Annotated in this window: 15 protein-coding genes and 1 pseudogene; 10 read left to right on the forward strand and 6 right to left on the reverse strand. The window is 46.1% G+C overall.

What is annotated here, in order from left to right; all coding sequences use genetic code 11:
• Positions 1–344: 344 nt before the first annotated feature.
• Together NC996_RS12685 and NC996_RS12690 are read left to right on the forward strand one after the other, a co-directional pair.
• Positions 345–3,311: a DUF3854 domain-containing protein gene (locus NC996_RS12685; protein WP_190690607.1), complete on the forward strand. Its 2,967-nt coding sequence runs from the start codon at positions 345–347 to the stop codon at positions 3,309–3,311.
• A gap of 362 nt (positions 3,312–3,673) precedes the next feature.
• Positions 3,674–4,006 carry a hypothetical protein gene (locus tag NC996_RS12690; protein WP_190690606.1) on the forward strand — a complete coding sequence of 111 codons (333 nt, stop codon included), beginning with the start codon at positions 3,674–3,676 and terminating at the stop codon, positions 4,004–4,006.
• Positions 4,007–4,049: 43 nt separating this feature from the next.
• On the opposite strand, the gene NC996_RS12695 is transcribed toward NC996_RS12690, so the two are convergent.
• The 3 genes and pseudogenes from NC996_RS12695 to NC996_RS12705 form a co-directional block, all read right to left on the reverse strand.
• Entirely contained in the window at positions 4,050–5,015 is a 966-nt protein-coding gene (locus NC996_RS12695; protein WP_190690605.1) for a tyrosine-type recombinase/integrase, read from the reverse strand.
• A gap of 491 nt (positions 5,016–5,506) precedes the next feature.
• Positions 5,507–5,677 (reverse strand): hypothetical protein, encoded by a 171-nt coding sequence (locus NC996_RS12700; protein ID WP_206753518.1) that lies wholly within the window; start codon positions 5,675–5,677, stop codon positions 5,507–5,509.
• A gap of 125 nt (positions 5,678–5,802) precedes the next feature.
• A pseudogene (locus NC996_RS12705) lies at positions 5,803–6,243 on the reverse strand (hypothetical protein); the annotation flags it as partial.
• A 387-nt stretch (positions 6,244–6,630) separates the two neighbouring features.
• On the opposite strand from NC996_RS12705, the gene NC996_RS12710 reads away from it, so the two are divergent.
• The 4 genes from NC996_RS12710 to NC996_RS12725 are packed head-to-tail and all read left to right on the forward strand — an operon-like array spanning position 6,631 to position 12,932.
• Positions 6,631–8,340, forward strand: coding sequence for an XRE family transcriptional regulator (locus NC996_RS12710; RefSeq protein WP_190690604.1), 1,710 nt, complete (start codon positions 6,631–6,633; stop codon positions 8,338–8,340).
• A gap of 21 nt (positions 8,341–8,361) precedes the next feature.
• Positions 8,362–9,675, forward strand: a complete 1,314-nt coding sequence (locus NC996_RS12715) for a DUF1822 family protein (RefSeq protein ID WP_190433916.1) — start codon at positions 8,362–8,364, stop codon at positions 9,673–9,675.
• Complete coding sequence (locus NC996_RS12720; protein WP_190433914.1) at positions 9,672–12,083, forward strand: CHASE2 domain-containing protein; 2,412 nt, start codon at positions 9,672–9,674, stop codon at positions 12,081–12,083. Before NC996_RS12715 ends, NC996_RS12720 begins: the two co-directional genes overlap by 4 nt.
• 27 nt (positions 12,084–12,110) lie before the next feature.
• The gene (locus tag NC996_RS12725) at positions 12,111–12,932 is read left to right on the forward strand and encodes a DUF928 domain-containing protein (protein ID WP_190433912.1); all 822 of its coding nucleotides are present in this window, start codon (positions 12,111–12,113) and stop codon (positions 12,930–12,932) included.
• A 30-nt stretch (positions 12,933–12,962) separates the two neighbouring features.
• Here the strand turns inward: NC996_RS12725 and NC996_RS12730 are convergent, their stop codons facing one another.
• Positions 12,963–18,341, reverse strand: a complete 5,379-nt coding sequence (locus tag NC996_RS12730; RefSeq protein ID WP_190690603.1) for a CHAT domain-containing protein — start codon at positions 18,339–18,341, stop codon at positions 12,963–12,965.
• A gap of 626 nt (positions 18,342–18,967) precedes the next feature.
• Between NC996_RS12730 and NC996_RS12735 the strand changes: the two genes are divergently transcribed.
• Positions 18,968–19,288, forward strand: coding sequence for a hypothetical protein (locus NC996_RS12735; RefSeq protein WP_190433907.1), 321 nt, complete (start codon positions 18,968–18,970; stop codon positions 19,286–19,288).
• A gap of 97 nt (positions 19,289–19,385) precedes the next feature.
• On the opposite strand, the gene NC996_RS12740 is transcribed toward NC996_RS12735, so the two are convergent.
• Complete coding sequence (locus NC996_RS12740) at positions 19,386–19,640, reverse strand: hypothetical protein (RefSeq protein ID WP_190433905.1); 255 nt, start codon at positions 19,638–19,640, stop codon at positions 19,386–19,388.
• 176 nt (positions 19,641–19,816) lie between these two features.
• Between NC996_RS12740 and NC996_RS12745 the strand changes: the two genes are divergently transcribed.
• From NC996_RS12745 to NC996_RS12755, 3 genes are all read left to right on the forward strand, one after another.
• Entirely contained in the window at positions 19,817–20,344 is a 528-nt protein-coding gene (locus NC996_RS12745) for a DUF4476 domain-containing protein (RefSeq protein WP_190433903.1), read from the forward strand.
• Between the two features lie 255 nt (positions 20,345–20,599).
• Complete coding sequence (locus NC996_RS12750; protein ID WP_190690601.1) at positions 20,600–21,403, forward strand: hypothetical protein; 804 nt, start codon at positions 20,600–20,602, stop codon at positions 21,401–21,403.
• A gap of 186 nt (positions 21,404–21,589) precedes the next feature.
• Positions 21,590–22,882 carry a trypsin-like peptidase domain-containing protein gene (locus NC996_RS12755; protein ID WP_190690599.1) on the forward strand — a complete coding sequence of 431 codons (1,293 nt, stop codon included), beginning with the start codon at positions 21,590–21,592 and terminating at the stop codon, positions 22,880–22,882.
• Positions 22,883–23,459: 577 nt separating this feature from the next.
• Here the strand turns inward: NC996_RS12755 and NC996_RS12760 are convergent.
• Positions 23,460–24,599 carry a catalase family protein gene (locus tag NC996_RS12760; RefSeq protein WP_199303398.1) on the reverse strand — a complete coding sequence of 380 codons (1,140 nt, stop codon included), beginning with the start codon at positions 24,597–24,599 and terminating at the stop codon, positions 23,460–23,462.
• Positions 24,600–25,328 lie beyond the last annotated feature (729 nt).

A 25,328-nucleotide genomic window follows, 5' to 3' on the forward strand; every position in this document is an offset into this window, starting at 1 on the left:
CGACCGCGTTCTGAGAAGTCAACCCGGAAGTGACTTCAGCTTCCGGAAAAGCACTCGGAAAGAGCGCTGTTGATCAACAACTAAATATTTGCCACGGGCTAGGAATTTTTTCCTAACTCAGAAGGTGTGAAAGTTTGACGACGATATCACCAACTGAGAATGCGCGATGAAGGCTAACCACGAAATCAATCGTGGGGAGCTAGACCGTGGCAATTACATTTTACTGAATCTGGCTCCAAACTTGTCAAAATTTTCAACTTTTTTTGCTCAAGTTGCTTCAAAGATTCAATAAATCCTCGCTCCAGAGCCTCCATCGCGCCCTACATATGCTTTTGGGGGTTTTTATGGTTGCGCCAACATCTGGAAACAAATCTTTTTCTTCAGTCGGATCTTTCCCAACTCACCGGGAAGAATGGATCAACGGTAGTGGAATCTTGGATGAAATCGCCTGCCTCAACCTCAAAAGTCTAGATGACCCAACCAAAATTGCTCAGCTACTCTCCTGGAAAGCCTACGGCGGCACATCTGGGTGGTACGTTCAAGGAATTGACCCGATAACCGGCGCTGACCGAAATTTCGGGCAGTTCAAACCCAACGAACCGATTCAATTTCCCGATTCGGATAAACCGCAAAAATATTTCAGTTTCCCCAAAGGTGCTGTCTCAGAAGCTATCTTCCTGCGAATTTCTTTGAGTGCTTGGCACCTGGTCGCTTGTCGTTATGGGGTGACTATGCCTCATCAGATTGAAATCAATGATTTGGGAGAAGCCATCGGTTTCTGGGCTTGGGTACTAGAACACCCGGAAATCCCGATTACCATTACCGAGGGCGTTAAAAAAGCCGCGTGCTTGCTTTCCGGTGGCTACGTTGGAATCGCTCTAACTGGGGTCTGGAACGGTCAACAAAAGAAACGGACTTTGATACCGACCTTACAACCTTTCGTTACCGCAGGACGCCCGGTTGACTTGGCATTTGACGCTGATATTGTGGTCAAGTCCGAAGTCCAATCCGCACTCAAGTTCTTAGGTCATCTGCTCAATATTGCCAAAGCGATTGTCCGCATTGTCACTTGGGATTTACAACTAGGGAAGGGTTGCGATGATTTCATCGTGGCTCATGGTCAAGAGAAATGGGACGAAGTTGTGAATAACGCGACGCCTTATAGTGAGTGGCTCAAGAAACTGGAACAGCAGTTTCACGGATATCGCAGTTCTGACAATCAGCGTCAAAGAACCGGAAAGATTCCCCCAGCAGATATGGTGGCTCATGAAATCGCCGCAGAATACCGCGAACAACTCGCCTTCAACGATGAAATCGGTTATTGGATGCGCTATGAAGCTGACAATCCTGGGATGTGGTCTATCGAGACGAATGAATATATGGAGTCGATTGTCGCCAAAATTTTGGATTCTAAAGGAATCAGAGGCTATGGTGCCTATAGCTATGTCACCAACGTGGTGAAGAGCCTACGGGTTTTGCTGATTAAACGCAAATGGGTAGAACCCTCCCCGAAACAACTGCTCCCTTTCCGCAATGGGGTTCTGGAAATCTCGACTTGTAAGCTCCTCCCTCACTCGCCCGGTTATCACTTCACCTGGCAGTTACCCCGCGACCACGACCCGAATGGAACGAATTGGAGCCGGATTGAAGCGTTTCTCGACCATCTTTCCAACGGGAATACAGCGATTAAGGAAACCTTACTGTGTTTTTGCAATGCGGTCTTAAAAGGGCGCAAAGACCTGCACAAGTTCCTGCACTTGATTGGTCTGGGTGGAACAGGTAAGGGAACCTTTGGACGATTGCTAACCGATTTAATCGGCTCTGACAACATCTACAGCACGACTTTGGAAGATTGGTGTGGAAATCGATTTGAAGCTGCCAACGCTTATAAAAAGCGTTTAGTCGTGTTCTGGGATGAAGATAAGCAGACTGGGAAACTTGGTAAGTTTCTCTCTCTAACGGGTGATGATTGGATACGTGCTGAAGAGAAGGGGAAAAAAGGCTTCCAGTATCAATATGACGGTTTGACGCTGGTTTTATCGAATCTTCCTATCTTCACCGGGGATGCTGCCTCCCGAATAGCGCGACGGGTGATTACGGTCCCTTGCAATAACCCGGTCTCCACCCGCTCGCGTCGCGACCTAAATGCTGAGTTCACCGGCGAGTTAGATGCTTTTACCAATCATGTTTTAAGTCTTTCGGATGCTCACGTGACTAAGGTGCTGATGGGGCTGGTGGATATCCCAGAATGCACGTTGGAATTTTGGGAAAACCGCGCCCGGGTTGATTCGATTGCCGCCTGGGTCAATGACTGGGTAATTTACGATGTTTTGGCTGTGACTCCGGTTGGTAACGATAAGGAGGAGGGATTCAATGGCACTCCTCGGACTTTGTACGGGTCGTATTGCTTGCACTGCAAACAATCCGGGACTTCTCCCAAAGCCAATAAGAATTTCAGTCCAGATTTATTGGAGTTGTGTCGGAGTGTCTTGGGTTGGGAGGTGTCGCGCAAGGTGACGAAAATCGGGAAGTTTATTCAGGGTTTGAGGTTGCGGACTGATTGGGATCAAGAGATTCCAACCCATGACTTTTTGTTGATGCAGCGGGTGACGGATGAGAATTCTGGCGGTCGCTCGGAAGATGACGGATTGAGTCATGGATTGGGTGACGGGTCAGAAGCTTTGCTGGTCAAGGTTTCTAGCTTAAGTGACGAATCTTCTTTAATTTATAAAGGAGATCCAATATCTAAAGAGGCACTGACAATCCAATCTAATCATGAACAATGGGAAACTCCTCAGGTGACACCGAGGTTCAACCTTTTATTAGATAAGGGTTCTGAAGAGTCACTAGGATTGGACGCTGTGTCTGTCACCTGCGAGGAAACCCTAGAGGGACAATTAGCCAACTTACAGTCAGCAGCATCAGACACCACGTCTAATGCTGCTGAGGAAACTCCAGCACTCCAATTAGCTAACTTATTGTTGCAGTGTCAGACTTGGGCCGAGATAGAGAATGCGGTTTCTTTATATGAGGCTTACAAGAATGAAGCTTGGAAGCTTCTAGACCCGCAGCAGCAACGACGCATCAAAACCCTCAAGGTGAGGTCTTTACTCCGAGTGGGTTCGCGGGTCTGTATTGACCCAAGTTCTTGGAGTCCTTTATCGCCTTATATCGGAAAGCTAGGCACGGTCAGGAAGGTGACAGATTTCGGCTACTACGAGGTGCAACCAGACGGGGAAAATAAGCGAATCAATTATGGGGTTGAAGACCTCAAACCCGTGGAAACGCCACTTGGGTTCGGCAAGCGGTAACTTTCTTTTGTCAGCACCAGATAGACAAGCATTCCGCCCTGTGGAAACGCCACTTGGGTACGACAAGCGGTAACTCCGGGTAGACGAAGCTAAAGTCTCTCGCTGGACTGACTTTTCGCTCTATTCATGAATCGTTAACTCCGAAGGTTAATCTCGCTTTTGACCGGGACATTGGTAAATTATGAGTTTTAGGCTGAGTGCGAGCGCTCAATTTTGAGAGCGATTTTTCGGGGGACATGGACCGCGGTGAATGCATTGCGCCTTCATCCTGCTTTGGCTAGACCCGGACGAGTTCTTGGAATCAGAAAATTAGTCGTCACTCGCACGTCCTTCGGTCCTCAGTGGGGGCAACTCGGAAAGCTTTGACCGAGAATACTGTCTATACTCCACAGCCTGGTAGCTCTGAGCGCAAACAGATTCTAGATGCCTTGCACCGACCAGTGGCAGCTTCCGCTAAACAAAGCGGTTGGATTCAAAGTGGAGTGCCTAAAAGTGTCAGAGAGTTGGGCATTCAAGCAAGGGATTTCACAGATGCCTTGCAGCAAACCCATCAACTACAGAGGAACTCCAGATTGAAGTGCTATCGAACCGGGGAATTTGATAATGGGATCTGCGCCCTGTTGCATAAACCGAATCGTCGATGGCGTACAGTAGAATTTGTCATCGGGGCGACTGATATCCCCGATGAAGGATAGACCACAAATTTGGTACTCCCTCCGAGATTTTCAGATAGATGCTCTAGCACCCTCGCTCTCGCCGAGTGTAAGGAATATCCAACCGCTCCACAGCTTTTCGCTTCGTCTCTTCCCCGCGTCGGTCATACTTGGCAGTGGTCACTGGTGAAGCGTGTCCCGCGAGTTTCTGCACCGTGACAATATCAGTACCAGCATCGAGGAGGTCTGAGCAGAACGTCCTTCTAAAATCGTGGGGAGAAAACGCCGCTACAAGAGCTTCATTCGCGCGTTTTTGCACAATCAATAACACCGCTTGGGGAGTCATCCGTCGCCGTTCCACCCGTCCGCCTTTCCTGATGGGACATAATAGCGGACCTGGTGACAAGCCTCTGACAACAAGCCAGTCTTCCACAAGTGTGCTCGCTACACTCGACAAATACACCGTGCGGTCTTTCCCGCCTTTCCCGTCGCGCACTTCCAGCTGACCGCGGCTGGCATTAAAATCTTTCAAGTCCAACTTGACTGCTTCAGCCCGACGCAATCCAGCGCCCCTCAAAATAGCGATGAGCGCCGCATCTCTAGCACCCGTGGGTGTTGCGTCATCAACGCACACCTGAAAGAGCGCGGCAATTTCATCAGGACTCAGTGCCCGTCCTCTGAGTCCTTTTTTGACCTTTACGCTCGGAAAATCCACCGCATGAGCATAATCAGTCGCATCCATCAAATCCAATCTCAGCGCCTCTTTGAGCACTCTTCTCAACGCACACAGCATCTTATTCGCTGTCGCCGGGGCGTATCGTTTCATCAGCGCCGTGCGGATAGCCGCAGTATTCTGATAACGCAGCGCTGCCCAATTCAGTGTCATCGCATCGCACTGATTGTTCGTCAAGAGTCGAGCGATCGCATCCAATGCCTGTCTCATTGTCGGTCTAGAACCATCCGCCAGCCCATCCAAATATACCGCCGCCGGGTGTTGGGTTAGTGGCAGCGGTGTTGTCATCACCAGAGTTTTCGCGGCTAGGCGACTCATTTACTTATCAGAAGTGTTGTTCTAAAAAGCTATTTAATCATGGAGTTAGTTCGCTTGGGAACTAATCGATGGGGTGGAGAGCGATCGCGTTGGTCTTGCTTGGGTTGGCTGGATGTCTAGCCACTCAGTCACCACTGAGTGGCACTCTCACAAAGACCAGCTTACTCAGCCCACAAGAGGAGCTAGTACATACAGTTCTACCTTACACAGTCTGTAGTTAGTGTTGTCATGGCCACACCCACCAAAGCTCAATGCCTAGAGACTAAGTTGCAAGGGCAACCATTTCGGCGCTCCGAAATGTTTATTTTTACCTGAATTCAATTCCTAGAGACTAAGAGGGTTGCAAAGCTAACAATCTGTTGCAATTCATTAGCCTGTATAGGTTTCGTAGCCAATGTTTTAGGGGACTAATTGCCAGAGGAGAACTCGCACCAGTAGGGATACCCCAATGCCGAGAGGAAGGTATCACAATAGCGATCACGTGTTTTATCTCAAGTAAAGTCTCTTCTAGTTCTGGCGATCGCTTGATTTAATCCTTGACTATGAATCCAACCCACATCACCCCCGTAAACCATTCGGTCATTGGCATCGGCTAAGAAAACGTGGTCAACTCCTGCTAAGTTCTTCCACGTCCTCACCGCTATCCCGTCCCTCAGCCGCATAATTGGATTAGCGCTTTTGAAATCTACCTTTTCCTTTTTTCTTTGTATTAAGAAATTAAACATGGGTTGTTGTCAAATTATTTAGTTCAGCAACTAAAACGTCCAGATGTTACTATGTTTGTCCTTTATTTGCTTGGCGCGCGACTACGCCGCGCCATTGCTTGTGACAGTTGCGTAAGTCCTGAACGGGTTAAAACACGCAAATCATCGAAGAAGGTTTTGCGGGTAGGCAAGTGAGAAGGTAGGAGTTTGTATTTCTGGTCGAGCAGCTCCAACAACGTGCGGAATAGTAGGGGCAGGATGTTGAGGGTGGCGAGGAACGAGGGGAGATACTGCTTGCCGCGCCCAAAATTATGTTCCAGGTTGTAGCTCTTGATCTTGAGGGTGTTGTTGTTCTCGTTTTCCACCTTCCATCGAGTACGACCCGCTAGGATGATCTCTGCTACGGTGTTATCAATAATGGTGTGGTTGGTGGCAAACGAGTTTTTGTAGATCACCTTACCATCAGGACGGCTCACCATCAGTTCACACCAATTGACCAACAGAGCGTCATCGCCATCTCTCAGTTGCTTAAGAAATTTGACGGATATACTGATGAGTACGGTCAGGTATCTTGGGTATAAATATTTACGCAAGTTGGTTCGCCTTCTGTCCGTCTCCCCCGAAAAAAATCGCTCTTCTACATAAAAACCTTTTCTGTACCTCAATAAGTTTAGTAGAACTACCCAGGGTTCGGTTTCCTGTCCACTAGGACATAACTTTGGGACTTTGAGTTAGCATTGCCAAAACTGAAGTATCTACAACACCGTGTTCTAGATTTCAACGAGGAAGCCAAAATGTCGAGCTTAGGATGTCAGAATACCATTGACAAATTCTGCATATTATATGCTTGCAGAAGTGACAACGGTTATCCCAGCTTTAAACCATCAATTCAAAAGCAATTAAGAAGCAGAATGGAGAAGCAAGTTCAGTTACATCCAGAATGGGAAGATAGCCATTACGTTCAATATTTTGGAGAAACGCTCGACGATGATTCAAAATCTGAGTTTGAACGGCAGTTAGCTCATTTGCATCTAGTTGCTTATTTTGACCTATCTCGATGTCATTTTGTCCAGCAATTTTCTCGAAAATTTCCATTTCCTACAGCAACTTGCATCAAGTTTTTTGATCTGACAAGTGATTTCTTATATAACCGAGAAAAACTGAAAAAATGCATTCAGGGGTACAACTTTCAAGATGCTAGCGGTGCTAATCTAAAAACTTATCTACAAGGTGCCTTAAGAAATACCATCTTAGACCAGATAAATTGTGAATCTCCTTGGCATCTGTTGTGTGACGTAGACTTAAGTAGCCGAAGAAAATTTAATAATGAAAAACAAAAATTACGAGAAGCCCTTTTAAGACAAGGAATAATTGAGCCGAATATTACTCGATACATTTTTGCTTGGCAATACTTCGTACCAATTTACAAAAATAATAGAGTTCATAATCCTACCACAAGAACTACTAGAAGATGGCCTGAACCGGAACTCCTGGATTTTGAAGAAACAACTAGGGACTACAACTCCAATCGATTTCAGGCTGATGCACCTCTACAGGTGTCTTCTAGTCCAGAAGTAACGCCTGAAATGATTAAAAAATGGATGAAAATCTGCATTGAAGCGTTGCAACATTATCCAATACTAGTTGAAATTTCTCGCGATGCAGATAGTTATGAAAAACAGCACGAACCATCTATGAATCCTTGGGAATTTTTTGAGTTGGAAGAGAAACCAGTAGATTTTATGGGACGGGCTGATCTAATGTTTCGGAAAGAAATACAGCAGATTAATAATAGCCTCGAAAAAATTCGCAGTAAGATTCCTCAGGAAGTCCGAAAGGCAGTTATGCCGTTATGTTACCCCCATGAATTTTCTCTTCTGGTTCAAGAGCAATTTGCAAGTAAAGTTGGAATAAACCAAGGAACAGTTGCACGTTATATATCAAATGTTTATAAAACTCCATTACTAATGATATTTGAAACTTTCATCACTGACACAATGAAGACTAGCCCTCAAGTCTGGGCGCAAAGATATGTAGAAAAATTTTTAGAGGAAAGATTCTCGAACCCCAATCACTCAGATTTAATTGAGGAAGCTTTAATTAATTCTATCGAAACCCTTGATAATTTAAGGCAAACTATTTTGCGGCTCCGCTACGGGCAGAGAATGGACGTGGAAGAAATTGCCGATTATTGTAGCAAAATAAAAATTGCTGAATTGGCTGAAGTTACTCAAGAACTGAGCGCAGCTAAAAATCAATTACAAGAAGCAGTCATCACTCAAATCAATAATCTTAAGCTGGATTGTGTTCATTCATGGTTAAAAAGCTACTATCAACAAATAGTTCACATTCAATTGTTAGAAGCCTTTAAGAAATTAGAAGTTTCTATACAAGAACTGATACAAATGCAATATTGTCAGAGAATAGCTGAACAACAACTAGTAATTCTTAAACCTAGCTGGAATGTGAAACAAGCAACTAGTCATGCCAAGCAGCAGTTGCAGAGTTCTCTAATCCAATGGGTTTATGATGTTTTTGGTCTTTCTCTAGAGCCAGAAAAAGAACAGGTTAATGAGGTAGTTGAAGTCTGGTTGAAAACTTTGTACTCTGTTGAACTGTAAGTGATATTAGGAAAAATAATTATGTTTAGTTTACGAGAATTATCAACCATTTATCCCAAGCAGCTGTGGTTAAAGCTATCAATTGAGCTTCAAGAAAAAGCATGGGAGCGATCGCAACGCCATTCCAATGCGACTGCCCGCTGTAATGCTTATCTCAATGACCTTTGCCTGAATACTTTTGTCCCCTGGCTTAAGGCTTGGTTTGAAGAAGAGCAACCAGCAGAAGAAGCTAGTACCTTTCAGTCAAGTTTTACCAGTAGTACCTTTGAGTCAAATTGTACCAGCATATTTCCCGAATCATCCTTGCCAAGCCTCTGGGAATTTGTTAACGGCAGTGTCATCAAAGTAGGTAAGATTCGACTAGCACTTATTCCCAGTGAAAGTAATGATTCGGAGGAATTTTGCATTCCGCAAGAGTGGGTCGATCTTCCTAACTGGAGAGCCGACTATTATCTTGCAGTACAAGTGAGTGTGAACAATCAGAATGAATCTTGCCTGCGGCTGTGGGGATATGTTAGCCATCAAAATCTTAAGAAAAGGGGAATATACGATGAAAGCGATCGCGCCTACTACATCGCTCAACAACATCTAGCTGAAGATTTGACCATGATGTTGCTAGAGCCGGAGCCAATTCTCAATAAACAAATACAGATAGAGTCGGCATCGAGTTTGTCAAAAGAAATAGCTAACAACTTGTTGGAAAAACTAGGAAACTCATCAGTTTATTTTCCTCAACTTGCTGTCAGTTTTGAACAGTGGGCGGCGTTGCTGGCCAACGAACAATGGAGACAAGAGTTATACGAGCGACGGTTAGGGAAATTTGTTGTAGCGGCGGCACATAAGCAAACCTCTATTAACTTAGGGCAATGGTTTCAAGAGGTATTTGAGGCGGGTTGGCAATCTATTGATACACTTTTGAATACAGACTCAGGAAATTTAGCCTTTAGTTTCAGACAAGGTAGACCTCCTGTTACAGAGGCTAGAAAGGTTTTTGTTGAGGGAATTAAACTGATTGATTTAGGGATGGAACTGGAGAATCAATCGGTGGCGCTGCTGGTTGGTTTAGCACCCGAGACTGAGCAAAGAGTGGGGATTCGCGTGCAACTCTATCCAGCAGGTGGGCAAACTTACCTGCCTTCCAATATCAAACTGATTCTCCTCTCTCAATCAGGAGCAACGCTTCAGGAATACAAAGCGCGAACTCAAGATAGCTTGATTCAACTAAAACGATTTACCTGTCCGATGGGAAAATGTTTCAGTGTCAAAGTGGCTCTTGATGATTTCAGTATTACAGAAGATTTTGTGATTGAACCGCTTAGTGGAAAAGAGCCGTGACTAATTTAGTTGTTTTGAACCTAGGAAAGGGTGACTTGTACAACGGCTTTCCTTTTGTCACAGCTTGGCTACAATCCCAGAATACTCCCCAAAGGCGGCAAATTACAGGCAGCTTACCAACAGCCCCAGATATTCTCGACCTATACCGTCGTTGGCAATTACTTTATGAGTTACTCTATCAGGCTCGCTCTCTGACGATACGCAGGCATCAACCTCAACCAATCGATGAAGACATTGAAATTGATGACTCCGACGTGACTCACGTTTGTGATGCCGATTTTTATGAAGTAAGTCAAGAGTTACAAAACCGAATTGATACTTGGCTCGATTCTGAAGGATTTAGCGACATCTCCCGCCAACTTTATAAGCAACTAGACTCAGCGCAGGAAATTCGAGTCATTATTCAAACTGAAGACAACCAACTCAGAAAATTACCCTGGTATACTTGGCGATTTTTTAGGGATTACCCACTAGCAGAAGTCTCCTTAAGTCCCCTCAACTTTGAACCCGGAAAAGCTGCCAAAAATTCTACCAAGCAAGTGAGGATATTGGCGATTCTGGGCGATTCGGCTGGAATTGATATTGAGGCAGATAAGCGGTTGCTGGAGAATTTAAAAGATGCACAAACCGTCTTTTTGGTAGAACCCCAGCGTCGGGAATTGAATGAACAGCTTTGGGATAGCCAGGGATGGGATATCCTTTTTTTCGCTGGGCATAGTTCGACGCAAGCTGATGGTGATTCGGGTCAAATTTATATCAGTCCTACCGACAGTTTAACAATTACTCAGTTAAAGAATGCTCTGAATGAAGCGATCGCACGCGGTTTGCAACTAGCGATTTTTAACTCGTGTGATGGGTTAGGGTTAGCAGGGCAGTTGGCGGATTTGCACATCCCTCAAATGATTGTAATGCGGGAACCGGTGCCAGATTTGGTGGCACAGGAGTTTTTGAAGTACTTTCTTACAGAGTTTGCTGGCGGTCGGTCGTTCGATGTAGCTGTGCGAAAAGCGCGGGAAAGGTTGCAAGGGATAGAGGGTGAATTTCCCGGTGCTAGCTGGTTACCAGTGACTTTTCAGAATCCGGCTGAGGTGCCACCCAATTGGAACGATTTCCTCAATGAACCAGAATCACCAACTGACTCTCCCCAACCGATACGCCAGCAAACCCCAACCTCGTTAATGTCGGGTGGTTTGTGGCGGGTGCTGTTGGCGAGTTTGGCAGTCACTGGCTTGGTGATGGGGGGACGTGCGTTTGGTTTATTACAGTCATGGGAACTTAAAGCTTTCGACCAGTTGGTGCGGCTACGCCCTAATGAAAGGCAGGATTCGCGTCTTTTGGTCGTCGCCATCACTGAAGCGGATTTTCAGCTTCCCGAGCAGAAATCCCGCAAAGGCTCACTATCGGATTTAGCACTAGCGAGACTATTAGAGAAACTGGAGTCCTATCAACCGCGAGCCATTGGTTTAGATATCTATCGCGATTTCCCTGTAGACCCTAACCAACCAGAATTAGCCACCCGCCTGAAAAACAGCGAGAGCGCTAGCTTCGCTTCACGCATCTTCGCCATTTGCAAAGTTAGCGAACAGAAGCTCAACGAACCAAGCATTGCACCCCCTCCTGAAATTCCGACAGAACGCCAAGGTTTTAGTGATTTAGTCAAAGACCCTGATGGTATTATCCGTCGCCATCTCATCGCAATGAACCCAAACGCCAAATCTGCTTGTGCCACACCAAACGCCTTGAGTGCCCAGCTAGCATTTCGTTATCTAAAGGCGGAGGGGATTGAAGCCAAATACAATAATAAAAATCAATTGCAGGCCGGTAAGGTTATTTTCAAGCGGTTACAAGTACCGATGGGAGGCTATCAAAAAGTCGATGACTCTGGTTATCAAATACTCCTCAATTACCGCCCCGTCCACTACCGCTCTCCCGTTGCCGATACAGTAACGCTAAACGACATACTCACAGATAAGGTTCCGCCTGAGGCAGTGAAGAATCGAATTGTCTTGATCGGCGTTACTGCTCAAAGTGACGGTGATTATTTTCCCACGCCATACAGTGCGGGTCAGGAGATTTACCAGGAAATGCCAGGAGTAATCGTTCATGCCCAGATGGTCAGTCAGATTCTTAGTGCTGTTCTCGATGAGCGCCCCTTGTTGTGGGTCTGGTCGCACTGGGGCGAAACATTATGGGTCTGGGGTTGGTCTTTGGTAGGAGGCATACTAGCGTGGCGCATTCAGAATTTCCTGCGCTTAGGACTGGCAGGGGGGCCTGCCCTTGGGGTTTTATACGGGCTTAGCTTTGCTCTAATCTGCCAGGGCGGTTGGGTGCCACTTGTCCCTTCGGCGTTGGCTTTGGTCGTCACCGGAGGGAGTGTGGTAGCTGCCCGCGCTCCTCAGCCTCACTGACAGCATTATTCTTCAGAACATTGAGCCATGACTAGCTTCAAATCGCTTCTTCAACCGATTCAACTAGCCTTTGCTATCAGTTTGGTATCCTTCGGCTTTTCTTCAGTACAAGCACAGCCTGCTAAATCTGTAATTCTTGAATCAAGCCTTCCAACTAGAAATGACTCACCGATTCGTCTGTCCAGTGCCCAATTAAACACCGCGTTGATTTTCAACGCGCCCCCGCCACCCAGCGATCTTGGTGAACCTGGGAGCCGCACTGGAGGAGGAAGACGTAATCCCTGCAAGATTGATGAAAAGCAACTCAAGGCATTGGTTCCGGTTTATAAAATTCCCAACTCGGAATTGGCCTTGGGATTTACGAACGCCGAGCATCCTACCTTTTGGTTTTATGTTCCTTATTCCGGCTGTCCCTTAGAGTTTGTCCTGAAAGATGAGAAGGACAATGATGTCTACCAGACCACTTTAACGGCGTCTGACACGCTACCCGGTGTTATTAGTGTTCGCCTCCCATCCACCGTGGCACCTCTAAAAATTAGCAAGAGATATCACTGGTATTTTTCCGTACTTAACCCGAGAAAACCAGATGAGGTTTTGGATGCTGTTGATGGTTGGGTGCAAAGAGAGTCACTAAATCTTACTGTTCAAAGTCAGTTAGAGAAAGCGACTCTATCGCAGCGTATTGCCCTTTATGCGGCTAATGGAATGTGGTACGAGGCTTTGACTGCCGCCTCTGAATTTCGGCGCACTGATGCCAACAGTAATGATTGGGGTGTCCTCCTGCAAGCTGTGGGCTTGGATGAGGTTGCCTCTGAGCCAATAGTGGAGTGCTGCAAGCCTAAACGTTAATTTTAAACTTTGAATTCAACAACAGTCGCTTTATTCGGCTTCACCAATCAGGGTAAAAGCGGCCCAGTTATACGGTTGCGGGTATTGTTTCATTGTGGTCAGCATTGCCTGACGTAGTGCTTGGGCTTTGTCAGGATTTGAAGAGAGATAGCGATAAAACTCGGTCATTAATTGGGCAGTTGGGGCATCCGGCACTGCCCAGAGCGACACAACGGCACTTGGAACACCAGCGACAATCAACGAACGAGACAGCCCGATAACGCCATCTCCTGTAATTTTCCCCTGTCCTGTGTCACAAGCACTCAAAACAACTAATTCGGCATTGAGCTTTAGCTTCAGTATTTCTCCAGCAGTGAGGAAACCATCATCGTTGGCTGAGGGCGCAAGAGCGATCGCACCTGGTATACCCAATCCTCTAATATCATCAAGCAACCCATGAGTAGCTAGATGCACCAGTCGTGCAGCGGGTAGTTGCTGCAAAATGTAACTTTTGGTGGCGTTGTCGCCGAGGATGGCTTTGGTATTCAGAAGTCTTGCAATTTCTTTGGCTTCCGCTTCAGAAGCCGGTAACGGTGAAAGTTGCTGAGATTTTTCCTTAATCTTGAGGATGGGCATCGTCGGATTACCCACTACTAAAACCTCCTTTCCTAGAAACCTTTGTGAATACTGTGCCTGCAACCGTTGACGTTGTAGATGGGTCAGTGTCAATACTTGAATTGCTGGAGCTGTCGAAATTGTATGCTTCTCAATCAGATATTGACCAGTGGTATCCCGTAATGCCGGAAATGGTAATAAAAACAGGGATTCTTGAGGAATAAAAATTATCCGCGCTTCAGGCTCCTTTGGCAGAATATCAGCAATGGGTTCAATCAACAATTTATGAAGTTGTGACCTTGCTATCTCTCCTTTACCAGCGCGAGGACCTTGTAAAATACGACTGGTACGAACAAGGTCTTCTACCGATGACGATTGCCGTTGTAGGAACTTCAGGTCAACCCTACGAAATGCGACTTCACCAGTTGGTTGTATCACCCAAATAAACAGTTCTGAATCTTGGGGTTGTCCACTTTGTTGGACAGATGCACCGTGAGGCGTCTCGACGAATTGGTCGCGGATAATTGTATATTCAACAATCGTGGCGTTTTGGATGCGGGCAGTTAGTTGAATTTCTTCAATTGTCGGTGCTTGAGTTGTTAGGTTAGCCTTGTCAGTTTCAGCTAAGCGTCGGGCTAATAACTCTACAAAGGCTCTGGCGCGTCCCTGTTCAGCAATTTCTAATGCTTCATTGACTTTATTTTGAGCGCTGAAAACTTCTTGAAGATTGCGGTAGGCGGCAATTTGAGTTTCAAAAATGGAGACTTTGAAAGCATCATTCGTACCCAGTCCAGCACGCAGAGACTTCCAAATTTCAATTCCATCTAATAGGGTTCGTTCAGCTTCAAGTAGCTTGTTTAAGTGAAATTGAGCATCACCTAAATTAGTTAGCGTGATACCTTCTCCTAGCCGCGCCTGAAGTTCTCGAACAATTACTAAACTCTGTTGATGGTACTCGACCGCCTTGGCATAGCCGCGGCGGTAAGAGTAGGTTGTACCCAGACCCAACAGGGCTTGTGCCTCCTCTAAGCGATTGTCCAGTTCCCGTGCCAGACTCAAGCTTTGTTGCTGGTATTCAGTGGCGCGATTAAAGTCACCGGAAATTGCCTGGGCATTCCCTAAGTTTCCCAAAGCCTGCATTTCCCCCTGGCGATCGCCAATTGTTCGAGAAAGCCTCAAACTTTCTTCTTGATACTGAATGGCTTTTTGATAATCATTTTGAGCCAGATAGGCATTGCCCAGATTTCTTAGCGTTAGCGATTTCCACTGGGGAGCAGATTCGATTGGTGTAATTCCTAAGCTTTGGGTGTAGTAGGCGATCGCTTTTTCGTAGTCCCCAAGGGCAGCATAAGCTGCACCCATGCCTGATAAAGCGATACCTTCTTGGGCGCGGCTGCGAGCCTGTCGCGCTCTTCCCAGTTGCTGCTGGTGGAACTCAATTGCCTTAAGGTAATCTCCGGCTACAAAGTGGGAAATGGCTAAATTGTTTAGGGCATAGGCTTCCCACTCAAAACTTTTTTCTTTTGTAGCAACGTCTAGATTTTGCTTGTAGCACTTTATAAGGTTGTCATAATTCCCTTGAGTGCGATTAGCTGCCCCAGTCTTATTGATCGCCTTAACCTGTTGTTGACAATCTTCCATCTTTTGCGCGATCGCCGAACCCTGCTGAGTATTTTGTTGTGACGAGGAAGTGTTGTTCTGTTCTAGCAATGCCGAAGAGGAACTTTCCGAAGGTGATAAGGCAGTAACAGAGCTATCTGAATTGGTGCGTCCTGGTTCCGCAGACGGCGAATCGTTTGCGTTCGTAAGATTGGGCTTACTGGCAACTGAGGAATCTCCCGATCCAGGCGGGTCTGTTACCTTTGGAACATCAGGTTGAGCTACTGGTGCAGGTGTAGGTGTAGGTGTAGGTGTAAGTCCAGGTTGAGGAGTTCCATCACCAGTTCCATCATCAGGTGGAGGTGACCAGGTGAAATTAGGGTAATACAGTCCTTGTGTTACAAGAGAGGGCTTAGGCCTAGGTGTAAGTCTATCTAGTGTAGAGACGCCAGCAGGTGTACTACCCGAGCGTTGTTTCCATTGGCTTGGAGGAACCAGTAGTAGCGAAGGTTCGGGCAAAACGCCTTGAAGGATTGCCAGTTCCGTGAGGGAAGGTGACTGGGCTAGAGGTTCCCCGATTAGTAATAGACGATCGCTCTCAGGTTGCAAGTTAATAGGTAGTCGATTGGGCGGAACGGCTTGGGGCGGTTGCGGCGGATTGGGGTCTGGGGGTTGCGGCGGATTGGGGTCTGGGGGTTGCGGCGGGTTAGTAACATTAATCGCAATTTGGGATGGCGCTGAGGTGGAGACGGTATCAGTTGCGCTAATAGTAAAAGCGTTTACAGAACCTGTGGCATCTTGGGGCGGGGTGTAGACTAAAATATCGCTGGCGTTAATCGTATCACCCGCACTGAGCGCGACTCCATTTCTGGTCAGCGTTCCTGCTGCGATCGCATCAATCCGGATTAAGGTATTGTCGCCATTGGCATCGCTTGCGATCGGATTTAAATCTGCAAAGGTAAACGTAAGTGGCTGATTTTGCTGAGTATCAGTTAGTTGGGAATTTACCGTTAGCGTCGGTGCTTGGTTAATAAAAGTGATACTAATCCCATCGCTATTAGGATCGGGATCGCCAACTACAAAGGTGTTGTTATTTTGGATTGTGGTGTTGGCATTCGGAATAGTCTGTGCATCAAGAGTTTGACCGTTACCAGCACCATTCCCAGTCCTAATTGCTCCGGCTGTACCGTTGTTAGTCGCATCTCCCACAACAAACTGAAAGTTATCCAATCCACCATTATGTTGAATTGTAACGGAGCCTCCCTGAGAAGTTCCTCTGGTGAAGATGGTAGTACCTACAGGCACTGAAGAATTGCCTATCGTTCCTTCTCCCCTGACAACTCCGTTAGCGAAAATGCTGACGTCGCCACCCACACCCAGACCGCTACTTTGGGTGTTAATGCTATTAAAGCGAATATCACCACCAGCATCCAAACTAACCTGACCTCCTGAACTAACCTGAACTCCTGCACTAACCAATCCCGCAGAAGAATCAATGTCGCCAGCGACAATATTACCGTTAGTGGCATTAAGGTTAATAGCGCCACCATCACCTCCTGGAAATCCAACCGTATCTAGATTCCCCGTAGTGATACTTGCTCCGAAAATTGCTAAATCTCTTCCCCGAGTTGTAATCGATTGAGTTCGATCCATCGAAAAAGACCCAATTCCATCACTCACTCCTGCATCTGCTGTAAATGTAATCGACCCAGCAGCAGGAGCAAAGCCAAAGTTCAGCGATACACCATCGGCGATCGTAATATTATTACTAGCCTCTAGAACAATATTTCCTGTCTGATTTTGGAGATTTGTGGCGTTAATCGTAATTTCCCCAGCCAAATCACCTTGAAATATATCTGGTAAGGCGGCATTAACCCCCCCGGTACTTGGCTCATTAGAAATAATGATATTTGTCGGGTCAAGCAGCAAAGTCCCTAAATTGCCGTTACTAGCACTTACATCAACAGTGCCATCAAAGATCAAGTTTTGCTTACCCGAAACCTCAATAAATCCCCCATCACCCGCCGAGCTACCACCACGAGCGCTAATATTGCCGTAGAAAGCAGTCACTTCATCTGCCCAAACAAGTACCCGACCACCATTCCCGTCAAGTAAACTATCCGCAGCAATTGCCGAATTATTACTAACATAAGTGCGAGATGCATTCGGCACCGTTCCCTGACCTTTGTAATCGCCACCAATCAGCACTGTCCCGCCGCCCGACGTACCAGAGGCGTTAATTTCAGCGCCCAAAAGCCCTACCTTATCTCCCAACACCTGCACAGTACCCCCAGTTTGACCAGGTGCTGTGTCTGAAACATCTAGACGACCAGAGGCAATAACTGTACCTGCATTTGCATCTACCTTTAAACCAGATCCGGTTAGTGATATTGTGCCATCATCATTAATCGTCACTGCTGTAGCATCAGCCAGGTCTCCCCCTGTCAGCAATTCCACCAAAGAAAGAGGGGTGAAGGGTAGAGAATTTGGCCGATTACTCCCACTAGAGGGTAGTTCCAAACTCAGCACCGTCCCCTCCTGGCTAATCCGCACCAAATTCTTTCCCGGTACTGCTGCTACTGTAATCCAACCTCCCAGTGCTGAGACTGTGCCAGTATTAATCACAGTGCCACCTAGCAGAGTTAAGTTTTGACCCTCTGCCACTACCAAGTTTCCAGCATTGATGATTGAGCCTAGTGGAGAAGTCGTGAAGGCAAAAGTGTTGGGGTTTCCTACCAAGGCAGCATAGCTATTAGCACCAACAGCATTAAACCAACTTTCCCCAAAACCAATACCCGTAGCTGTGGTTGCCGTGAAAGCAGCAGGCACGTTTAGCCTTGCATTGGAACCAAAAATTATCCCTGCTGGATTCATCAAGAAGAGGTTTGAATTTCCCTGCGAGACCTGGATTAAGCCATTAATCACCGAGACATCGCCACCGACAATGCGACCCAGGATATTTTGAATTTCTGGGTTTGACACAAAGTTAGCAATCTGCCCAGAATTAAGCCCAAACTGCTCAAAGCTGTGGAAAAGATTGGCTCCCGACTGAGTGCCGCCAGTAATGTCGAAGCGATTTTCTTGAGGAGTAACAACAGTGTTAGTACCATCCGGGCTTGATTCCGGTGTGATGGGTTGTGCTTGGCTCTGTCCGGAAGCGAGTGCTAGGAAAACTAATGTTAGCAACCAACCCAAGTGCTTTGTGGATAGTTTCATCACATGTTCCTTCAAAAGCTTTGCTATAGAACTCAGGCAAGTTTCAATTTATCCGGGTTGATTAAACCTTTTGCAAAAAATGATTTTTGCCATCTCTTTATAGCACTTACTGCCATTCCCGCTGCTATTCAGGCAGATGTGCGAATGAGTGTGAGAGGAATACTCACTTCTTAAACTATTAGCTCCTTGGCAGAGCTAATAGTTTATTTAATAACCAAAAACTAGCACAAACTACTTGTTCAGGTTCCATCATTTAGCTTTTGCCAATAAATTGAAGCTACAAACGTCAGGCTTCTGGAAAAGTGCATAAACCAAAAAGCTTACCCCTAATAAGCCAATCACAGGGATACAAGCTAAGGCTCAAGCTCAAATGCATAATCCGAAAAGTTCACCCCTAATAAGCCAATCACGGGGATACAAGCTAAGGCTCAAGCTCAAATGCATAATCCGAAAAGTTCACCCCTAATAAGCCAATCACGAGGATACAAGCTAAGGCTCAAGCTCAAATGCATAATCCCAAAAACCAAACCCCAGTAAGCCAATCAAAGAATTCACGAGCCTGTCGTTTTCTAGGCAAGCTGAGCGAGTTTGGAAAAGTAGAAAGTCAACTAGGAGATAAAAAGACCATGAAAAAGCTCATTACAGTAGCTGCATTAGGATTGATTCTAGTTACCATCGGGGCACGGGATGCCCATGCAGCATACAACCATCAAAAGTTTAATGAGTGCTGGAAGTGGATAAGTAACGTGTCAGCATGGGATAAACTCAGCCATGAAGACAAACTAGGCGCGGTTCATTACTGCAAGATTGAGGCCAATAAGGCGAATGTTGTCCCAAACGGTACCAAAGATACTTTCTCAGCAGAATCTAGAAGTGCAGCAGAAAGATATATCAATAATCTTTTGATGCAGAGAAGCCAGCCGACTAATCGTCCTATCAACCGTTAGTATGCTGATATTTCTGACGGGGTGACCACCCCGTCAGACTCTATGATTTATTTGGCTTTTAGCCCAGTTAGTCTCCAGAGGATGTAAGTTACACAATTCACGTTCTCCCCTTAACGCCTATTTTTACTTTCTCAGCGAAATTGAAGATTTGATCGGTGGTTGCCAAAATTTTCCTTGCTTCCTCAAAGCAGTAGCGAATACCAACTACAGCAACGCCACACTGATTATCGATAAGGTTTGCCACCTCTCTGAACGACTGGCTGGTAATTAATCTCGGTTTACCCTTGCAGGCGCTGGTATTGACGGAGAAGGTCAACTCATATTCGTCAATATCGTTATTAATGTCTCGCATGCTAACACAAAGTCTTCATCCGAGACGTAATTATCACAGTAAGGTATTAGCGGTTTAATAGGTATTCTATTTCCGCCGAGTTGTACTAGTCAAAGGCTCTCAAGCTAATCAAAGGGTTTACAAGTCAACTCAACAACCATTTTTAACAGGAGAAACTCCAATAAGGAGTAATTGCGATGGCGAACTTTCTATCCAAGGCTTTCATCTCAACTATGTCGATTTCTGCAACAATTTTAGTGAGCAATCTGCTTGCCCCTCTTCAAGCATCTGCAAAAAATCCGATTGTGCAATGTATGACAGAGGCAATAAACTCAGGTATCTCCGAAACCAATGCAGCGATCGCTTGTCAGGGTGCGCCTGCTTATTTCGATACTACGCCTAGCCTCAGCAATGAAGAACTCGAACATGAGCCTCAACCCAAAACCATGCCAGATGAATCTTTCTTCAAGTTCCTGCAAGCGCTTGGAAGAGAGAATTTTGATGATGACAAGCTAGAGTTTCTTGCTCCTGTAGCTCGTCAGTCTTATTTCAGCTCTGAACAGGCCAGACAAATTCTGGATAAATTTTCCTTCGATAGGAACAGGGAAGAAGCGGCAATAATACTCTATCCCAAAGTAGTCGATCCAGTTAACTGGTTTGTGATTTACGATACGTTCACTTTTAGCAGTAACATTGATGACATCCGTGTTCGTCTCGGTTTTTAGACTCAAACTATGGTTATCTTGCAAAAACTTTTTGAGGACACAGAAATTCCTGTTGGAGTAAATTTGTTTAGGCAGTAACTTCAAAAATAAGCTCAATAAATGGACTTCTATAATATGCATTTTCTAATCCTCGCCTGACTAGGTTCATCTGTGGGGTAGGACTGCGCCATTCGTCACTAAAGTTAGAACAGTGTAACTTTCTTCTTCTCCTTCTGACCTTGTGCAGGGGAGTTTTTTTTCGCACTTTTAAGCCAGATGGCTTCTACTCAAATGCATAATCCCAAAAACCCAACCCCAATAAACCAATCACAGGGAACACAAGTTAAGGCTCTTGCTCAAATGCATAATCCGAAAAACTCAACCCTAATAAGCCAATTACAGGGGACAAAGAAAGTTACTCCATTCTACACAAACAAAAGCATTATTTGGAGAATCATCATGAATAACAATAACATTCAAGACCAACGACTTTCAGTTAAATTAATTGCCATAGAGCTTCAACCAGGGCTTGAACAAACATTGAAAAACAACCATACTTTTCCCTCTGGCATTATTAAGTCGAATATCTTCCAAAGCATTCTGAAGCCAGTTGCACTGCCTGTAAAATCCATTATCCTTGCAACCTTGATGACGGTATCTTTTTCCTCCACAATGGCAATTTTGGGCGGCACTTCTCAAGTTTCTGCAAACCCCTTACCATCATGGCAGGCTAATCCCTTTCAAATTAATGACGTAATTACTTCCCCATCTTCGATTGTTGGTAACTGGGAAGGGTCTCTTTATCCTCAAGGTGATGATACGTCAACCTATGTCGAAATGGTTATAAACCCAGGAGTAAGCCAGCAAGGAACCTGGAAATTTATAGGAGAAAATAATTCTATTCTTGACAGTGGTACTGTAGTTGCTTCTTTGAGTTCTAATAATGTAACTTTGGAATTCAAGCAAAAAAACAAAAAAACTAGTTGGTTTTTCAAATGCAAACTTCAAAACAGTAACAAGCTTTCTGGCGAACAGGTTGGTAATACAAATTGGAAGCTTACTTTGAACAAAGCTAATTAAAAATTTAGCCTCTTCAATTGTTATGTAGACATTGCCCCTTGTTCTCTCAAGGACAAGTCGGCAGTAGATGCCTTCAACAGCGTACTTTGTGAATTGATTGTTGTCCTAAGCTTCCTATCCATTGATATACCTCTCACAAGTTTCCTGATTTTTTCCTGAAAATTACACAAAAAAGGAAAGGAGAAAATGTTTCAAATCATCAAAGGCTTACAGACAAAAAGATCGCTGCGTTATGCTATCTGCATCTTCCTTGGAATAGGGTTTGTTGGTCTGTTGAATCACGCAGGGCTAATCGCAGAAGCCTCCAGTGCGATCGCACAAAGTTCTATTACGAACAACGTCACCGATCGGTCGCTCAGGCAAGCTGGCTGGGAACCCGTTGGACAGGTGAATCAAGCGCCTATGCCGGATGATCCCGCTGCTGTGGCAGAATCAAGCCGCGATACAAGGGAAACGGCGGCTTATGTTGTTTTAGAAGATGGTCGGATGTACCGTCGATCGCACCAACCCTCCCCACAAGCGGACGAACCACGAGAATTTTTGGGTATCCCGCGTGACTTTAAAGGAAAGCCGGAAGAATCACCTCAAGACCGTCGTTCTAGTGACAATTCTGAGTTTGCGATCGCAAAAGCCAAAAGCAACAGAAAGCTTGGTGAGCCGTCTGCGTCTGATTTAACTATCAACAAGACAGATGCCGTCGCGGTTCTTCTCGGAGATGACGATCGCAAGGTTTTTGATAAAACCAGCGATTTGACCAGCTACCCCTACCGGACGGTTGGATCGCTCTCAGGCAGTGAAACAGGAACGGGCGCTTGTACGGGGACATTGGTCGGACCACGCCATGTGGTCACGGCGGCGCATTGTCTCCACGACGGCAAAGGAACATGGTACTGGCCCATCTATTTCTCGCCCGGTCAGCAAGGTACCACAAAGCTCAACGGCACACCACGCAAGATGGCTGGACGATATGCTCGAACGTTTGGCTTGTCATGGGACTACGGTTTGATCGTTCTGGAAGACGACCCTAACACGGCAAGTCTCGGCTGGATGGGGATGGGCTGGTACAACAACCTCAATGCCTACAAAGGAAAAAGCGTCCGCAACCTTGGCTACCCCGTCGCCAACCAACAGTGTGCTGCTTCACCACTCGATAACGGCACAAAGAAAGGTCAGTGTGGGGGATATATGTATGGTGATAGCTGCAAGATCGATCGCGCCGTTGATAGCGGCTACATGATGTACAACTGCAATACAACGGGGGGACATAGTGGCAGTTCGGTGTGGGAATGGCGAGGAGATATCCCGACCGTCTTAGCAGTTCACAAACGGGGCAACGAGCCTGAATCTGGTGCGGAAGTGACGGCGAAGCCTGCAACCTTGAACCTCGGACCGCGTTTGCGATCACGGATGTATAGTGATGTTTGTGACTGGATTGGTGAGTCTCCTAGCCAGTACGCCAAACATCAGTGTGACAAGTAAGTAGCCGTCATGGGCAATCACTTTTTGGAGATTGCCCACCTTCCCCTCAACCCATCGGTTAACGGTTGGACTTCGTGAAGCTGGAAACCTTCGAGTGCGATCACTCGTTCAGTCTAGAAAGAATTGAGGTCGATCACTTTCTCTTTTATTGACGCTATCTGTTAGATACTCTCGCATCGGACCGTTTATGAGATACATTTTTAAAGTTAGTACAACGCGCCTGAAACCCATTGATACCGTGTCTTATAACCCATCTTTTTATTTATGTCTTGTGAGACAATTAATAAATGAGTTATAAGACGTTTTAATGAAAATTGGGTATTGCAGAGTTTCATCCAACGACCAAACATTAAAAGTTTTTAGATAAACTATTTCAAATGCAAGAAGCATGGTTGCCAGCGTTAGAGTACTGGTTTCTACCTGAACTTGATCCTGAGTTGAATTTAAGATTGTTGATGCAAGCTAATGCGATTACCTATAAACCCATCGCATAATCCCTGCCTAACAAGCCCAATGCAGCGGATTCTCATATATCGCTGGTGCTGAGTTTTAGGCATCTAACACCGCTAGCAGCTTCCTAGTCCGGCATTTCCTCGATGCTTCGTGGTTCCCTGTTGGGCTGCTGGTTCATCTGATGACGGTAACGACTGGACGCCTCATAGACTTCCTTGCGTAAACGCTGAATCGATCCCAGCGGCTGATGCTCTGCAATACAATGCCAGGCGTTGAACGACAAGACGTCATCCACGTACACCTGCCGGGCAGGACTGTATGCCTCCTGCATCCCAATTGTGAGTTTGGCGATCGCCTGGTAAGGACTTTCCCCTTCTGACCACTCAATCGACGCATCCTCGAGCGGCATCGTCTCTAGATTCGTGCAAAGCTGGACACGTAGTTCATACTCGGCAGACTGTTGCCGGAAGAATTCAACGATTAGATCTCGCAGTACAGAAGCGTTCTGTGTATCAATGCGTTTGCCAATGAGCGGCTGAAGGCTGGCAGAGACGGGAGTGACGCTCAATTTAGCAATGTAATCTCCATAGCGCAGGGCAGCAGAGGTATGGTAGGTTTCCCCCAGAATGTGAGTTTCGGGCTGGGTGAGACCTAACGCGCTTGGATAGAGGTTGATCCCTACTTTCTGAGTCATCGCATTGGTCATTCGAGCAACCGTTCCGAATAGCTGTTGTGCCTCCTCTGGGGCACTGACCACAACCTTTTCCTGGAGCAACTGCTCTGGGAGAAAGCGAGCAATAGTGCCCGATGGAAAGACCGGACTGTTGATCATCAAAAAGTCCTGAGTCACAGCATCAGGTTCGGTCTCCAGGAGCTTCGGTCCTGCCACGCCAATAACCTTGATGCCCATGCCGCGGAAGCAAGATAGACCATCCGGCATGATGTCACCGGGAACGGTTGAGAAGCGAATCATCACCGGATAAGTGCGGGGTTGGCAAAACAATCCCTGCGCGAGATGGGCAGGCAAGTTGTCGTAGATCCTCAGTTCCCCCTTCAGTCCGCCATGACTCTTGGCATGAGCGCCCCGCATGGCATGGCGATGCTTATCAAACACCTTCTGCCCCTGCCGGGCAACGGAATCAACGATTTCGCGAATCAGCCGCTCCTCGTCGGGTTGCTTGACTTCTAAAGTTTGGGAGTAACGGATGAATGGTTTAGGGGTGAGCATTGAGCGATCGATTCTGTGGGAACTGAACTTATACATCTGTAGTTTAAGGATTTGCTCCTGGCTCCTGCACTTCATCCTACTTAAGGAGGAAATGACTCAGAAGGCAAAACGGCAAAACGCTCTCGATGACCGCATTGAATCCGGTTGTTTAGCAAACGCGGCAAAAACAACTTTAAGGCTAGAACCTTTGCTGAGCGAATGTTTCGACCTCTCTTTTCTGTAGAATTCAAGACATTCAAATCGTTAAAACCTTTGATGAGTAAAGCTTTCACCCAGAAAAATCTCACGATTACAAATCTCATCAGCTAAAAATCGCTGCATCTGGGCTGACTCCTATTGAGTGCGGAAGAGCAAAGGAAGCGTCGCCTATCCGATACGGGTGAAGGTAGACTCATGGAAGTTAACTGACAAACAGAACCATAACGAACTCTGCAAAACATTACCCCGAAAAGCTTTTACTTTAAAAAACCTGGTCAGTATCAGAGGAAAGCTTGAAGTCCAAAAACTGTGAATAACAATCTATCCGGTTCGCACAGTGCTGATATTTGCCGCTTTTGTAAGCCTCCGAAACGCGATTACTATTGTTGCAGTGCTTATCGGGGCTAAATAATCTCGTTCATTAGACTTAATCGGAAATAGAGTAGTTTAGAACTGAAGGGTTGTTGCTCGAAGACCGAGGTGTTTACGATGTTGAGCTACGGCGCTATCCACAATAAACCTCATGTGTTTCAAAGCTTGACTGGACTCAAAGTAGAAGAATTTGAG

Origin of the sequence: Trichocoleus sp. ST-U2 (genome assembly GCF_039961875.1) — a bacterium.
GTDB lineage: Bacteria > Cyanobacteriota > Cyanobacteriia > Cyanobacteriales > FACHB-T130 > FACHB-T130.